We start from the raw sequence: 15,425 nt of genomic DNA, 5'->3' as shown, positions 1-15,425 counted from the left end.
TACTTATCTCCATTTGAGGAACGTTAGATATGATTAAATAGCTGTTCTATCTAATCTTAATAATCATAAACGGCAAAGATTGTACTCCAATACTTTGGCAGATGCATGTAAAAGAGAATGAATTCCAACAAAAGTATGATAGGAAATATAAATTAATTTAGAAAAAGAGATTAGTAAGAACCTTTGATCGCAAAGGAACTTGGGCAGTTTTCTTGAATATTCTCTGCACAAGCTTTGTACTGACCGTTGGGTTTATAACAGACCTTGACTTCGGTCAAAATGTTGGTTTGTCGTTGTGTCCGACAGCTAAAACGTAGCCCACTTGCAGGTAGCCCTGGGTTTAAACGTTGAAATTGCCCTCGCAGTGTATTGAGCTGTGCGGTTTTATTTTCAGAAGAAGTCAAATCTGCAGGAATTTTTAAACGCTCTGCATAATTAATCACATTACGGAAATACTGACTGGCATTCATCGGCACACAACCGCCAATTTCTGCCCATAACTGGCGGCGCGCATGTTCATCAGGCATGACTCTCGCCACGACTTTGGTTTGAAGCGGAGAAAGGACCGCAGAAGAATTGGTCTGACACTCCCGTGTGGTGGTTTCAGGATATAAACCCGTAATATTGAGTGAATAACCTTCTAGACACTTCCGTTTTTTCAAGCCTTGGTTATCAAACATACACACGGCGGGTGTCATTTGAATTTCCATCACATAACCAAATACCGTCGGTGCAGCATGAGCAGATGTCGTAAAAAATCCCAAAACAAGACTACTACCAATCATCTGCAGTAGTTTTTGCGTTAAGACTGATGGGAGTGACATCAAAACCATAAAATGTCTAGACCTTTATTATTGACTTTTAAAAGGAATATTTTGCATGCGCTGAGTAATGGACTGTGATCCTTGGCCAAGCAAAACACCATAATGCGTGGCATTACTCATCACATGCTTGACGTAATCTCGGGTTTCAGTCAGTGGAATACTTTCCGTGTATTGATCCGCTGCAATGGCTTGATTTTCAGGCTGCCAACGACGTGCACGGTTCGGACCCGCATTATAACCTGCTGTCGCCAACACTGGATTATTGCTTAACTGACTTTGGATCATGGACAGATAGAAAGTGCCATAACGTACATTGGTATTCATATCACTCAGTGCGGCTGGATTATAGGTTTCACCCATTTGTCTTGCGACCAATTTTGCCGTATCTGGCATGATTTGCATCAAGCCACCTGCCCCGACATGCGAGCGAGCATGGGTGACAAAGCGGCTTTCTTGGCGCATTAGCCCATACGCCCATGCAGGATCTATGCCTGCATTACGACTGTGACTCACCACATAACTTTGGTGTGGCATGGCATAGCGATAGCTATAGTTATGTTGCTTGACTGTTCGATCGGCCGCATAGATCGCTCGGTCATACCACCCCATCTCCGTTGCCCGTTTTGCTGCAGCTAAAATTAAACCATCATCTTGTTTTAAATAAGCTTGTCTGACCGCCCAATTCCACTCACGGTTGACATAATTGTCTGGTGCGTTGACATTGCGCAGTGTAAAAGCACGGCTAAAATGAATATCCTGATTCAAACGTTGTATGTCAGCATTGCTCGGTTGGGTATTCGCAGGAATGGTCTGATAACGTTGTCCAATACGATCTTTTGCCAATAAGTTATGATAATCGTCACCTACTGACAATTTTTTGAAGATCTCGCGCGCCAGTGCCTTTGATTTTGCATCACCGCGTTGTTCTGAAGCACGGGCTAACCAATATTGCCAGCGATCTTCTTGTTTTTGCGTCACACTCATACCATCAACGGCACGAATCACGCTCTCCCATGCCCCAAAGCGAATGGCTTGGCGCGCATAAATTTCGGCTTCTTCTTCACTCAGTGCTAAACCATAACTCCGATCGAAGGCTTGTAATACCTCCACATTAAAATTATTTTTCATGACAGTTGTGCCACCGATATACCCCACAGCACGGTACAACGCTTTTTGCACCGACTCAGGGGTACCCTCTGCAGCACGCTTTACCGAAGCCAATGCAGTATTTAGATCACTATCGGCTAAGCGCCCAATGGCATAAATTAAATATGCTTGATCTACAGCCGATGCTTTCGGTGCTGACCATAGATAGTTCAGTGGATCAGCTTGAATGCTATTCAGCTGCGCCAAAGACAAATTCATACCGATGGTTTGTGCAGTTGCAATCGCTTGACCTGACTGCCCTGCACGTAGCTGCGCCCATAGACGTTGTTGCTTGTCTTGTTCCGTCATGAGAGGGCTCGACAGCATCATGCGTCCCAGCCCAGTACATGATTCAGGTTGTGAATTGGTCGCGAGCCAAACATCTTTATATTCGGCGAAAACCAAAGGGTCGCCCGACTTGGCGCGGACTTGCGCCATAGCACAGCTTTCTGCTTGGTCTGCATTAGACACATACGCCAATACTGGCTGTGCGGAAGTAAAGTCAGCCATTTTGACTTTTTCTTCAATATAGTCTGCTGCCAATTTTTCAGCCATCGCGGACTGAGGATAGCGCTGTGCAAAGCCCACGATATTGGCCGCTGGTTGCAACGCTAAATTACTGTTTAATAGCCAATATTCAGGGTAATAGCCCAAGACATCACCCTGCATACTGCTTTGATATTCTTGCAACAAGCTGGCATTACCCGTATTGGCTGCGCGTAAAGCATCATTGAATTGTTCATCTGCGGCATGTGTCGCTGCAGATAAACCCAAGGCAGCTACACCCAACGCAAACACTTGATAATATTTATTCTGTAATCGTTTTAACATGGGTGTGCCTTCTGTCATCTTTGTATAGCCTAGTCTCGTCTCATCATTTTGATTAGTTTAATAACTCAGAACAGACTCTATTGTTCTCTTATGTAACCTTATGATTAGACAATATTAATTTTCCTGTATTTTCACTTCACAAATCAATCTTTTTAGCTTCAGATTTAAAGCTATAAGTTTATTCAGATTTCCTGCTAAAATATGCGCCTTTCGTAGATTTCAAATGGTGCTTGATCGAGCATTTTTGTCGCTAGCCAAGCCCTGCTTTCGCCGCCACAGATACCGATCAGACACAAAAAACCTAGATTTATCCCCTTAGGAGCCTACATGACGGTTCAAACCTTCATTCCAAATGGTGCCCAAGCTGCCTCAGAAAACACTGTCACCCAGCCACAGCACACCCCAGCCACCGATGGATCAGTTAAAAAACTGTATATCGAAACGCAAGGGTGTCAGATGAATGAGTATGACAGTCACCGTATGGCAGACTTACTGGGCGACTCACACGGTTATGTACTGACCCAAGACCCGAAAGAAGCCGATATTCTACTGATGAATACCTGTTCGATTCGCGAAAAAGCCCAAGAAAAAGTGTTCTCTGAGCTGGGTCGCTGGCGCAAGCTGAAAGACAAAAACCCTGACCTGATCATTGGGGTCGGTGGTTGTGTGGCCTCTCAAGAGGGCGACAACATTCAAAAACGTGCCAACTATGTCGACATGATTTTCGGTCCACAAACCTTGCACCGTTTACCACAAATGCTCGATCAGCACTTTGATCAAATCGAAAAACCCAAGAAAGAAAAAATCAAATTGGTAGATATTTCTTTCCCTGACATTGAAAAATTCGACTTTTTACCTGAACCGCGTGTGGAAGGTTACAAGGCTTTTGTTTCAATTATGGAAGGTTGTTCAAAATATTGTTCATTCTGTGTGGTGCCCTACACCCGTGGTGAAGAAGTTTCTCGTCCACTGGATGACGTTTTAGCTGAAATTGCCACCTTAGCCGAAAAAGGCGTCCGTGAGATTTCGCTATTAGGTCAAAACGTGAATGGTTACCGCGGTGAAACATTCGAAGGCAATATCTGTACTTTTGCAGACTTGTTACGTCTTGTTGCAGAAATCCCAGGGATTGGTCGTTTGCGTTATACCACATCACACCCGCTTGAGTTTAATGATGACTTGATTCAGTGCTACCGTGATTTACCACAAATGGTATCGCATCTACATTTGCCTGTACAAAGCGGTTCAAATGATGTGTTGCAAGCCATGAAACGTAACCACACCATTGACGTCTATATCGACAAAATTGCCAAGTTACGCAAAGTTCGCCCAGACATGCATTTATCGAGTGACTTTATCATTGGTTTCCCAGGTGAAACCGATGCACACTTTGAAGAAACCTATCAATTTATCAAAGACATGGACTTCGACCATTCCTATAGTTTTGTTTACTCAAAACGTCCGGGTACACCTGCATCTGAGCTTGAAGACACCACTTCTGAAGACGTGAAAAAAGAACGTTTATCCAAAGTCCAAAAGTGGATTAAACAATCGAGTATTGAAAAGACCGATGCCATGCTCGGCACGATTCAACGCGTTTTGGTCGAGAAAGTTTCGGATAAAGATCCAAACCTACTGATTGGTACGGCGGATAACACTCGTTATGTGAGTTTTATTGGTGATGCAGCATGGGTCGGACGTTTCGCAGAAATCGAAGTGACAGAGATTAAAACTTTGAATTTTGTTTATGGCGAACTCTTGAATCTTGAGCCTGACGTGGCGTAATGTAAGAGAATAGATTCTGACTACTTAAAGGAATTCTCTTGACTGCAGCGATTCGACGTACAGTAACTTTTCCTGGGGTTTCAATAGAACGTTTAAAGAGCATGCTCGGTGCTTATAACGGTCATTTGAAACAAATCGAACAGCGTTTAGATGTCACTATTTCCCATCGAGGTGATGCATTTTATGTCGATGGTGAAATGGATGCAGTTGAGAGAGCAGAAGGTCTGCTTCATCGCCTGCATGAAGAAGCAGAAAATACGGTACAAATCAGTGCCGACACCTTACACCTCATGATTCAAGGCAGTCAGACTGACCGTGAATTGCAAGAAGACCTTGATGGGCAAGAGCACACTGGTTTAGATGAAGTGTGGCTCCAAACCCGTAAAGGTCGTATCAATCCACGCGGTGCTAACCAAAAGCGTTATGTGCAGCGTATTCTACAAAGTGATATTTCTTTTGGTATTGGACCTGCGGGTACAGGTAAAACCTATCTCGCCGTTGCAGCCGCAGTCGATATGCTAGAACGTAACGAAATTCAAAGGATTTTATTGGTTCGCCCTGCCGTTGAAGCAGGTGAAAAACTGGGTTTCCTACCAGGTGATTTAAGCCAGAAAATTGATCCATATTTACGTCCACTCTACGATGCCTTGTATGAAATGCTTGGCTTTGAAAAAGTGGCCAAACTGATTGAACGTCAGGTGATTGAAGTCGCACCACTGGCTTATATGCGTGGTCGAACCTTAAACCACTCTTTTGTGATTTTAGACGAAGCGCAAAATACCACACCTGAACAAATGAAAATGTTCCTCACACGTTTAGGCTTTGGTTCACGTGCAGTGATTACTGGAGATATCACACAGGTCGACTTACCACGTGGCCAGCAATCTGGTCTAGCACATGCTTTGCGCATCATCGACAAGATCAAAGAAATTCACATCACCCGTTTCCACTCACGTGACGTGGTACGTCACCAACTGGTGCAAAAAATTGTTGAAGCTTATGAGGGATGGGATGCAGAACAACATCGCTTAACCGCTGAAGCGCGTGCTGAACGCAAAGCGCGTCAAGAAGCCTTAGTGGCTGAAAATGATGCTGCTGCTGATGCTCAGCATTAAATTACAGCCTACTGACAGCTAAACCCTGTCAGTAGGCTTTATTATCTAAGGATCTATTTTGAAACTGAGTCTTTCTCTACAACAGGACTTTCAAGCCCCTGAATTGGTCTTGAAACGTGGCTATCTCAAAAAAGTTGTAGAAACTGTTTTACGTCATATTGGCACACAGAGTAACTGTGAAATTGGTATTGCTTGTGTTGACCATGATGAAAGTCATAAATTGAATTTGGAATATCGTGGCAAAGATAAATCAACCAATGTGTTGTCTTTCCCTAGTGATTTGCCCGATGAAATGGCACAGATTCTTGACTCATTTCCCATTGGCGATTTGGTCATTTGTATTCCTGTGGTGTTGTCGGAAGCAAAAGAACAAAACAAAGCGCCACTGACGCATTTCACTCATATGCTGGTCCATGGCACTTTGCACCTTATGGGCTATGACCATGAAACATCAGAAGCAGATGCTGAAGAAATGGAAGGCATCGAAATTGAAATTTTGGCTAAACTCGGTTTCGAAAACCCTTATTTAGAACAGTAACTATTAGATTTGAAACAACTTACCCGATTCATTTCGATGTATCGGGTTTATTTATGCTAAAAATAAAGCAAGATGAAAAAATAAATGAAGAGATTATAAAAATGCATACACCAATTTCAAAACTACTCTGCATGATCGCCCTATCCTGCACTACCTCTCTTTATGCCAAGAGCAATGATAAAAATCAAACATCCTGTCAGGAAGTAAAGTTTCTAGATTCAGCTCAGGCATGGGCTGGACATTATTATTTGCAGGGCGTTATGGAGGTCGGTTCCGAACTTTTACTAGAGCCCAACGGCAAATTTAAATGGTATTTAGCTGTTGGCTCTTTAGACCAATATGCCGAAGGGTCATGGTGGAAAAATGGCAACTGTATTGGTTTAAAAGCTTTGCCTAAATATAGCAAGCATTTAGAAATTTTTCCTATCCGCTTAGATGAAGAGGAGTCTCATTTAAGCGTAACTTGGATGGGTGGACATCAAGACGGCGCCTATGTCCGTGCAACTCAATAAACTGAGTTCACCCACATAATCAAAGCCTGATTAGAAATGCACAGCTCAACGCACTTCAAACTCTGCCTCTGCTGGGTCACAGACCACATGGCATAACAACTGAAAAACAATGATACAGCCATTTAAAGTTGAAATCTGAAACTTTGAACGCGCTTACTCAAGTCAAGATTGCATGTGAATAAGCCTATACTTATCCACATTTCCAACAAAAAACGGCTTTTAATAAGCCGTTTTTTATTTCTCAAGATTTTTAGAATTGATAGCGGAAAGTTAACGTTGCATTGCGTGGTGCGCCATACACCATACTATTCACACCTAAACCTTCGTAATATTTTTCATCAAATAAATTGTTCACATTCAGTTGAAGTTTAATATTTTGATCAACTTGATAAGCTGCCATTAAATTCGCCAACACATAAGCATCTTGAGTAATACGCCCTGCAGTCTCGTCTTTATATGCTTTGCTCTTATAGTTTAAACCACCACCCACGCTCCACTTATTTATTGTATATTTTGTAAATAGATTGGCCGACGTTCTCGCTGCAGTTGTCTGTACTTTGTTACCGTCAGCATCTTTTGCATTAAAATGAGCAAGTCCGAAGCTCATATCCCACTTGTCAGTCAATTTACCATCTAATTCTATTTCGAAGCCTTTACTCTCAACACCATCTGCGCTGCCATAAATATTTTTGACTTCATCACCATCCATAACTGTGCCTATGATCTCGGCTACATTATCTTGCTTGGTTAAAAATACCGACATAGACGCATTAAGTTGTTTATCAAAAAACTCTCCTTTCAGGCCAGTTTCATAACTTTTACCCTCACGTGGATCAAGATATTGACCATCCGCATTCTGCTTATCTTCTGGTTTAAAAATGCCAGTATAGCTGGCATACCATGAATAATCTTCTAAGAAATCATAGATTAATCCAGCATAAGGTGTCACTTTATTATTAAACTTACGATTACCATCTCCATCAGCACTTTCATACTCCCAGTTAGATACTCGTACACCTGCTACAAGTTTTAGGGGATCTAATAAAGTGAACTTACCTGCTAGATACGCACCTGTTTGTGTAGTTTTATTAGATGGGCTTGCAACATTATTATTAATAGAGCCGAGAAGTTTTGATGGTGTGAAATTGTCAAAATCAATCGTATAGTTATCTAGAGTAGGCGTTCCATAATAGCGATCAGTTTTTTCGCTCTGATTATACATAAACCCAGCGACAACTTCTTGTTGTAAGCCAGCCAAAGTAAAAGGCGCAGAAAAATAAATATCCGCATTATTTTGAGTGGTTTTTGACGTATCGGTATATGGGTATAAACCAGCACTACTATTGGTCGCTTTATCTACTGATCCTGACCATAAGTACAACAATGCTGTCTCTGCATCTATTTGGCGGTAATCATAATTAACATTCAGCGTGATATCATTAAATAACTTCTGCTTAAGCTGAGCAAAGGCAGTAGTTGTATTAGTATTCCAATATGTCCAATCACTGGTCACTGTTAAATCACGATCAAAATGCGTTAACGAACCATCAGTATAAAATGCTGGCAAGCCTCCCCATTTGATACCAGAACGTTCTAAATTCTGATAACTAGCACCCACTGACAGATAAGTGCTGTCCGTTAAATCTGCATCAAGCACACCATAAAATAAGTTATTTTCTTTTTCATACAAATCGGCAAAAGAGTCTGTACTTTCATGTTTGACAACAATTCGTCCACGTACACTCCCATCAGCATTTAAGGGTGCAGAAATATCTGCCATGCTGTTCCATGCATTCCACGAACCATAAGAACTGCTTAATGTCCCTGTTAATTCTTTAGAATTTGCATGTTTACGTACCATATTGATAGCAACTGCAGGATTGCCCGCCCCCGTCATTAGCCCATTAGCGCCTTTGACCACTTCCACGCGATCATACATGCTCAGGTCTGGATCGTTAGCAATATCTGCTTCGGCTGTACTTGGTACACCATCAAATAAATAATAATCCACATCAAACCCGCGTGCTGTCGGATATTGACGCTCATCCCAACGGTTGGTGGTAATACCAGTCACGTTATTGAGCATTTCTTGCAAAGAATTTGTATTGGTATCATCTAAATATTCACGGGTTAAAACTTTAACCGACTGCGGTGTTTCGCGAAGTGACAAATTTAATTTGGTAGAGGTACTGGCACTCTTCGCCGTATAACTCTTTGTCCCTTCCGTTACAGATGGATTCTCTTCCTCGGCTTGACTCGTAATCGTTTCAAGTTGTGCACTTTCATCGCTCGTAGTGGGTGCTGCAGACCCCAAAGTTGGGAGAAGTACTGTGGCTGCTGCCATAGCCAATATCAGTGGACTAACTTTGAAGCGCTTTAAAGTTGGGGAGTAATACATGAAACTATATCCTTATAACAGGGATCAAATATTAAAAAACATGCATGCATCCTCCCCCATTAACTTGCTTTAAGAAAGATTCACGAATGCTTTAAAATATTTAACAAAAAACATACTGCAAATGATAATTATTTTTATTATCAATTCAAGTTTTCACCTTTAAATATAAGATTATGTTTTTATTGAGAAAAAATAAATAAACCTCGGAATAAAAATTTAAGATATTGTTTTACATGTTTTTTTATAAATTAATTTAATCATTATAATTTCCCATAAAGAAGCAAGAATATCAATGAACTTCAAACTCTGCCTCTGCTGGGTCAAAACGCCATGTGCGTACAATGCGTAACTCAGAAATATCCTTCATTTTGGTATCGAAAGCGCCGAACGGGGCTGCTTTACGTACTGATGCCTTTGCTGCTTCATCCAACATCTCATGCCCTGAGCTATCAATCAGGCGAATGGCGCGGATACCACCTGAAGCATTTAAAATCACCATTAAACGTACTTCACCCGCCAGTCGTTGTTGTTTAGCTGCTTCTGGGTAGTAACGGTTGCCATAAAATTCTACTTTCTGACGAAACTTTTCAAGATAGGCTGCCGAAATATCTTGCTTGGCTTGAATACCATCAACTGTTTTGATTTTTTGCTGACGGCTAAAGTTTTGTTGACGTTGCAAATATTGCGCTTCAAGGCTTGCCACCATGGCTGCTTTGGCCTGAAACTGGCTGTTCATTTCTTCCATGGCTTTTTTGCGCTGATTATCTTCCGCTTGTTTTTGCCAGCTAAGTGTCGTCATTAACAACTTTTCTTCAAAATTTAATTCACGCTTTTGCTGGACCTGTTCTAAAGCTTCTCGCTGTTGTTCCCCAGCACTTTGCTCAAGCATCGGCACGGGCATATCACTCGACATCCGGTGGGACTCGCGAAAGGTGCCAGAACCCTGTTGATCCGCTTGCGCCAAGAAATCCGCATCTTCAATTTTTTGATCTGAAGGGCGTAAAGTCACTGCAATTTCTTTCACTGCGGCATCATTTTCTTGAGGCATGGCAAACTGTACAGTCAAAATCACCAGATGCAAAAAAGCTGCAAGCACAACGGTTGCTGTAAAAATTGGGTCTTTCCACCAATTATGCGCCAAAGGCATTACATTTATTTTTTTGAACATCACTTCAAACCGACAATTTGTCTTGTTCCCCTAAGCGTATGTACGCAGTATAAAATAGACACAGTTTTCATTTTATTGCTTAGAATGAGGCACTGTACCCTGTAGATTCACTGTTTCATAAAATCATGAAAATGGTGCAATTAATTTTGCTAAACTGCAAGCTTCATGAGCAGTATTTTTCAAACATTTCAACCAGAGATCTGATCGCTCAAAAACACTGATTAGCTAGGACGCCTCTTATGCAAACGCTTATTTCCAATATTTCTAATCGTTTACGCCAAGTTTATCAAAAGGCGGAAGGATTTATTGAGGATGAGCGCGAGTTTCCAATGTCTCAAGTCTTTTTAAACGCCACATTTCAACGATTTGTGACCGACAATGTGAGAATGTTAAAAGACTTACATGCAGACTTACATGATGACTGGTTACGCTTATATGCCACACTCGATTATAACGGTCTCAAACTGACGCTCTCTGTTGACTTGAAATTGGTACAAATGGAATTGAATAAAAAAACGCAATTGATTGTGTTCGAACAAATCAGTGATACCAGTGTGCTAGATGCTGAATACCCAACGGTATTTCATAAAATGGGCGTGCGCTGTGCCCTGTTTTTTTATCAAAAAATCCTAAACCAAGATCCTTTAGGTATGATTTTAGAAAAGCTGAATGTGATTAAGGTTAAAGATGAGTTACTACATTTAAATTTGAACCGTTGGTTAGGCAAAAACCGTTCAATCATCGACACGCTAGGCAAAGTCCATGTTAATCATGCTGTGCTACGTGAAGCCGAATTGGTCGTGATTGGTAACGTCAATTTAACTGCACTATTTAATAAATTCTCTCAAACCTCGATTGATGATTTGATTGAACCCAATTTGGATGAAAGTACAGTCTCTCCCATTCGACAAAAATAGCTGATCATTTGGTGACAAAACCGTAATTTCAAATATGTAAATGAAACATAAAACTACAGTTCCCCTTATGTTTCGAATTTTTTCTTCATAATCAATGTGCATAATAGTTATATGCAAAAATTTTGTGCCTACAACTAAATAGGAAACTTTTTCTTATGGCTAAATCAAAATTGAAAACAGCCACAATCGCGACAAGTATGAGCGCTTTGCTATTTGTCGGGTTCTCAAGCCAAACCTTTGCCATGAGTCCATTTCAGGCCAGTTATCAATTTAACTATAATGGCAAAAATTTAGGCTCTGCAACTCGGACTTTATCAAAGTCAGGTAATAACTGGAACTATGTTTTTGCAGCCAAAGCAGGCGGTATTGCCTCAGCAACCGAAAGTAGCCGCTTTAGTTTAAATGGCAAACAAATTCAGTCCAATAGCTTTAGCCGTAGCAGTAAAATTTTGGTGCATAACAACACCATGAGTATTAACTTCAATCCAGCAGCAAAAACCATCAATACCAAGAAAGACAACGAAACGCGTTCATTTGCATGGAAAGCGGGTGTCTTAGATGAGCTCAATGCAGAATTGCAAATTCGTGAAGACATTAAAAATGGTGGTTTAAAATCAACTTACTATTTGGCCGATGCTAAAGAGGTTGAAGCACGTAAATTTGTGAAGCAAGGTACTGAATCTATCAAAACAGATTATGGAACTTTCGAGACCATTAAAGTAGTCATGAAACATGATAAGCCCGGCCGTGAAACCATTTTCTGGCTAGCTCCGAAATTAGACTATCTTCCTGTTAAAGTCAGCCATGTTGATAAGAAAACATCTTATGGATTGCTCTTAACGAGCTATAAAGGTGCAAGCAATTAGTCATTTTGACGAATTTTACTTGCATTTTTTCAGGTGCTTCCTAAAATACGCATTTGCTTGAAAAAGCACCTGCCCTTAGAGGATTCTCCCGTGTACGCACTAGAACAGAAAATCTTAAGCGAAGGTATCGTTCTATCTGATGAAGTTCTGAAAGTTGATGCTTTCTTAAACCACCAAATTGATCCAGTGATGATGCAATTGATCGGCAAAGAATTTGCTCGCCGTTTCAAAGATGCTGGCATCACAAAAATCATCACGATTGAAGCATCAGGGATTGCACCTGCAATCATGACAGGTTTAGAACTAGGCGTATCTGTTATTTTTGCGCGGAAATACCAATCTTTAACCTTAAAAGATGAGCTTTATCGTTCAAAGGTATTTTCATTTACCAAGCAAACAGAAAGCACCATTGCCATTTCAAATAAACACATCAGCTCATTAGACAAAGTACTTGTGATTGATGACTTTCTGGCCAATGGTCAGGCTGCTCTTGGTCTAATAGATCTAATTCATCAAGCCAAAGCAGAAGTCGTGGGTGTAGGTATTGTGATTGAAAAATCATTTCAGCCTGGTCGCGATATTTTGCTTGAAAAGGGATATCGCATCGAATCTCTAGCTCGAGTTAAGTCACTAGCAAAAGGCACTGTAGAATTTGTACGAGACTAATCACAGCACCCTCCATAAAAAAAGAGCATTTTAAAATGCTCTTTTTTTATGACATTCATGACCCGCAGGTCATCCACACACAAGCGCCATATTTGCGCGGTAGATTACTTTTAATTTAAAGTAAAAAATATATCGTCTTTTATCAATTTAATTACATTTTTAAGTTGGAGAAACATGATTTATATAGCATGATCAAATTTAAATGGTCATAACCACTTTCTAAGACTAAAAATAAACAGCGATTAAACGAAATACTTTTTTATTGAGAAAGCCACACAAATGATAAAGAAGAAAGAAACGAGTGAACGATCGTTTGATCCAAATCAATTATCAGGATTTGATGGAGCTCACTCCATTCAACTTCCCGTCGACTTTATTCACGACCTAAGTAAAGCCAGCTCTTTACAGGTAGTATTAGATACAATTGCCTACTGGATTTCATACGTTTTCGATGCAGATCGGGCCAGCATCACCCTGCAAGATACTGAAGATTATCTCAAGCTATACTCAATTTCGGGCAATCATGCAATTCCGATGGATTTTAAAATTCCAATTGGACAAACTTTTGTAGGCCGAGTTTTTGCTGAGTCACAACTGATCATTTGCGATGACTTAAGCCTGTCGGATGAACTCGACTGTCAAATGCTTTCTGAACACGGTATGGGTAGCTGTATGGATGCCCCAATGATTCATAATGATATTTGTATTGGTACACTCAATGTGGCCGATGTGCGTAAACATCATTACACCCTACAGCAAGCCATCCTGTTACAAACCCTTGCAAAATGGTTAGCGTTAAACATCAAACTACATTTACAAGTTCAAGAGATGGCTATTTTAGCCTCTACCGATGAACTGACAGGCACTTTTAACCGAAGAGTATTTGTACAAGAAAGCCATCAAACCATGCTGCATTTTAGCAAATCCCGCGTACCGTTTAGCATTGGCATTTTAGATATTGATCACTTTAAACAGCTAAATGATTGCTATGGGCATACTGCAGGTGACTATGTGCTCAAAAAAATGGTGAAAAAAATACGAAGCATACTGCGTGATGAAGACTTTTTAGCCCGTATTGGTGGCGAAGAGTTTGCCATTATTCTACCTGCCTGCTTAGGTGATGAGGCTATGCGAATCTTTCGACGGATTTGTTCAACCATCGAAGCGATGGAAGTCAGTTATGAACAGGAAATACTATGTTTTACAGTTAGCATAGGCGTTGCAGAGGTCGGCAAACAAGATACCGATGCCGAAGATGTATTTAAACGAGCAGATAAAGCCCTCTACTGTGCAAAAGAAGCGGGACGAAATCGGATTCACTTTGCCAACTAAGTTAAGCCATGAACTTGAATGCCGAGAACAATGGAGTAAGACTCTACAGAAACAGCGTAGATATTCCCAGAAAATTACAAGTCTAATAAATATTCTCAACTCAAATTCAGCTAGTATTTACTCTAGATTCAGATGTTTAGAAATCTTAGATCTGAGGTAACACGGTTGTCATGCGTCATGAACACCATAATCAGGCTATATATTTTAAGTACAGCTAGCCCTTATAGGTCAAATAAGCTATGGAAAAAACAATTCTCTGCCCAAAGTGTGGCTCAAGTGATATCGAAAAAAGAAATCATGAGCAACAACTGACAAAAATTGGAGGTGTATTGCTCAGTTCTGCAGGTGCAACCGCAGGTACTGTTGGGGGAGCAGCATCTGGAGCCTCTATAGGCGCAGCGATCGGTGCAGCGGCTGGGCCTTTAGGAGTCATTATGGGCGGTACCATTGGCACCTTCGTCGGTGCAGTCAGTATTGGGGTCACAGGTGGTTTTTTAGGACATCGCTTTGGTAAAAAAGCAGGTGTGATTGTCGATAAAAATGTGTTTCTCGACTATAAATGCCTAAACTGTGGTGCCAAATTTAAAGAACAACACCTAACACCAATTGAATAATAAAAAAGCCCATCATTCATGGACTTTTTCATGTCGCAATAACTAGGCTTGCAATTTCTTTACAACTTCGCCAAGACGTTTTCCTTGTGCTTCGCACAACACTTTTTCATCTTGGCTTAAACTCTGGTCATGCCGAGGACCACTGACATGACTCGCCCCATAAGGCGTCCCGCCTGTTTTTGTATTCGACAGTGCTGGAATAGCATTGTTTAAACCAAGAATCATCATGCCGTGATGAAATAATGGGGGAAGCATGGTCAACAAGGTGCTTTCTTGCCCACCATGCATCGAACCTGATGAGGTAAATACACAAGCAGGCTTGCCATGCAAAGCACCATTGAGCCAAAGACTGGTGGTTTGATCGAGAAAATATTTCATTTCAGACGCCATATTGCCAAAACGCGTGGGTGAGCCTAGTGCCAAACCTGCACAGTTTTCCAAATCCTCTACGCTACAATAAATATCACCATCGGCAGGAATACTGGCTTCTGCTTCTTTCACCACAGTTGAAATATTTGGAACAGTTCGAATTTTTACAGCTATACCACTCGCCTCAATTCCATTTGCAATCAAATGCGCCATTTCACGGGTACTGCCATATTTGCTGTAATATAAAACTAAAACATAGGTTTGCATGAATAGAGTTCGGTGACAGAAAAAATAAAACTATACGGTATTTTTTCTATTTTTTGGTTAAGCTTAGAGTGAAAAAT

Annotated in this window: 14 protein-coding genes; 9 read left to right on the top strand and 5 right to left on the bottom strand. The window is 40.9% G+C overall.

Translation table 11 applies throughout. From position 1 onward, the window contains the following. Nucleotides 1–170: 170 nt before the first annotated feature. Both ACZ8ZH_RS02230 and ACZ8ZH_RS02225 read right to left on the bottom strand, forming a co-directional pair. Nucleotides 171–785, bottom strand: coding sequence for a ribonuclease T2 family protein (locus ACZ8ZH_RS02230; protein WP_228199459.1), 615 nt, complete (start codon nt 783–785; stop codon nt 171–173). A gap of 66 nt (nt 786–851) precedes the next feature. Further along, nucleotides 852–2,819, bottom strand: a complete 1,968-nt coding sequence (locus ACZ8ZH_RS02225) for a lytic transglycosylase domain-containing protein (RefSeq protein WP_119064816.1) — start codon at nt 2,817–2,819, stop codon at nt 852–854. A gap of 309 nt (nt 2,820–3,128) precedes the next feature. Between ACZ8ZH_RS02225 and miaB the strand changes: the two genes are divergently transcribed. The 4 genes from miaB (at nt 3,129) to ACZ8ZH_RS02205 (ending at nt 6,751) form a co-directional block, all read left to right on the top strand. After that, nucleotides 3,129–4,586 carry a tRNA (N6-isopentenyl adenosine(37)-C2)-methylthiotransferase MiaB gene (gene miaB / locus ACZ8ZH_RS02220; RefSeq protein ID WP_086208920.1) on the top strand — a complete coding sequence of 486 codons (1,458 nt, stop codon included), beginning with the start codon at nt 3,129–3,131 and terminating at the stop codon, nt 4,584–4,586. A gap of 38 nt (nt 4,587–4,624) precedes the next feature. Beyond that, a complete protein-coding gene (locus ACZ8ZH_RS02215; protein WP_062032459.1) occupies nt 4,625–5,701 on the top strand; it encodes a PhoH family protein in 1,077 nt (358 codons plus the stop codon). Between the two features lie 58 nt (nt 5,702–5,759). After that, complete coding sequence (gene ybeY / locus ACZ8ZH_RS02210) at nt 5,760–6,239, top strand: rRNA maturation RNase YbeY (protein WP_062032462.1); 480 nt, start codon at nt 5,760–5,762, stop codon at nt 6,237–6,239. Nucleotides 6,240–6,340: 101 nt separating this feature from the next. Continuing rightward, nucleotides 6,341–6,751 (top strand): hypothetical protein, encoded by a 411-nt coding sequence (locus ACZ8ZH_RS02205; protein ID WP_119064828.1) that lies wholly within the window; start codon nt 6,341–6,343, stop codon nt 6,749–6,751. A gap of 250 nt (nt 6,752–7,001) precedes the next feature. Here ACZ8ZH_RS02205 and ACZ8ZH_RS02200 read toward each other — a convergent pair whose 3' ends face one another. Together ACZ8ZH_RS02200 and ACZ8ZH_RS02195 are read right to left on the bottom strand one after the other, a co-directional pair. Next, nucleotides 7,002–9,149 (bottom strand): TonB-dependent siderophore receptor, encoded by a 2,148-nt coding sequence (locus ACZ8ZH_RS02200; RefSeq protein ID WP_119064814.1) that lies wholly within the window; start codon nt 9,147–9,149, stop codon nt 7,002–7,004. Between the two features lie 289 nt (nt 9,150–9,438). Next, the gene (locus ACZ8ZH_RS02195; RefSeq protein ID WP_110974098.1) at nt 9,439–10,296 is read right to left on the bottom strand and encodes an energy transducer TonB; all 858 of its coding nucleotides are present in this window, start codon (nt 10,294–10,296) and stop codon (nt 9,439–9,441) included. Between the two features lie 260 nt (nt 10,297–10,556). Between ACZ8ZH_RS02195 and ACZ8ZH_RS02190 the strand changes: the two genes are divergently transcribed. The 5 genes from ACZ8ZH_RS02190 (at nt 10,557) to ACZ8ZH_RS02170 (ending at nt 14,712) form a co-directional block, all read left to right on the top strand. Continuing rightward, the gene (locus ACZ8ZH_RS02190) at nt 10,557–11,234 is read left to right on the top strand and encodes a hypothetical protein (RefSeq protein ID WP_110974084.1); all 678 of its coding nucleotides are present in this window, start codon (nt 10,557–10,559) and stop codon (nt 11,232–11,234) included. Between the two features lie 155 nt (nt 11,235–11,389). After that, nucleotides 11,390–12,100: a DUF3108 domain-containing protein gene (locus ACZ8ZH_RS02185; RefSeq protein ID WP_086208924.1), complete on the top strand. Its 711-nt coding sequence runs from the start codon at nt 11,390–11,392 to the stop codon at nt 12,098–12,100. Between the two features lie 90 nt (nt 12,101–12,190). Continuing rightward, nucleotides 12,191–12,766, top strand: a complete 576-nt coding sequence (locus tag ACZ8ZH_RS02180) for a xanthine phosphoribosyltransferase (protein WP_086208925.1) — start codon at nt 12,191–12,193, stop codon at nt 12,764–12,766. A 279-nt stretch (nt 12,767–13,045) separates the two neighbouring features. Further along, nucleotides 13,046–14,098, top strand: coding sequence for a sensor domain-containing diguanylate cyclase (locus ACZ8ZH_RS02175; RefSeq protein WP_086208926.1), 1,053 nt, complete (start codon nt 13,046–13,048; stop codon nt 14,096–14,098). Between the two features lie 239 nt (nt 14,099–14,337). After that, entirely contained in the window at nt 14,338–14,712 is a 375-nt protein-coding gene (locus ACZ8ZH_RS02170) for a hypothetical protein (protein WP_086208927.1), read from the top strand. Between the two features lie 42 nt (nt 14,713–14,754). Here ACZ8ZH_RS02170 and wrbA read toward each other — a convergent pair whose 3' ends face one another. Then, the gene (wrbA, locus tag ACZ8ZH_RS02165; protein WP_119064812.1) at nt 14,755–15,348 is read right to left on the bottom strand and encodes an NAD(P)H:quinone oxidoreductase; all 594 of its coding nucleotides are present in this window, start codon (nt 15,346–15,348) and stop codon (nt 14,755–14,757) included. Between the last annotated feature and the right edge of the window lie 77 nt (nt 15,349–15,425).

This window comes from Acinetobacter sp. SW-226 (assembly GCF_055632855.1).
The sequence above is the reverse complement of the archived record's forward strand: the minus strand, read 5'-3'. Positions and strand labels throughout refer to the sequence as shown.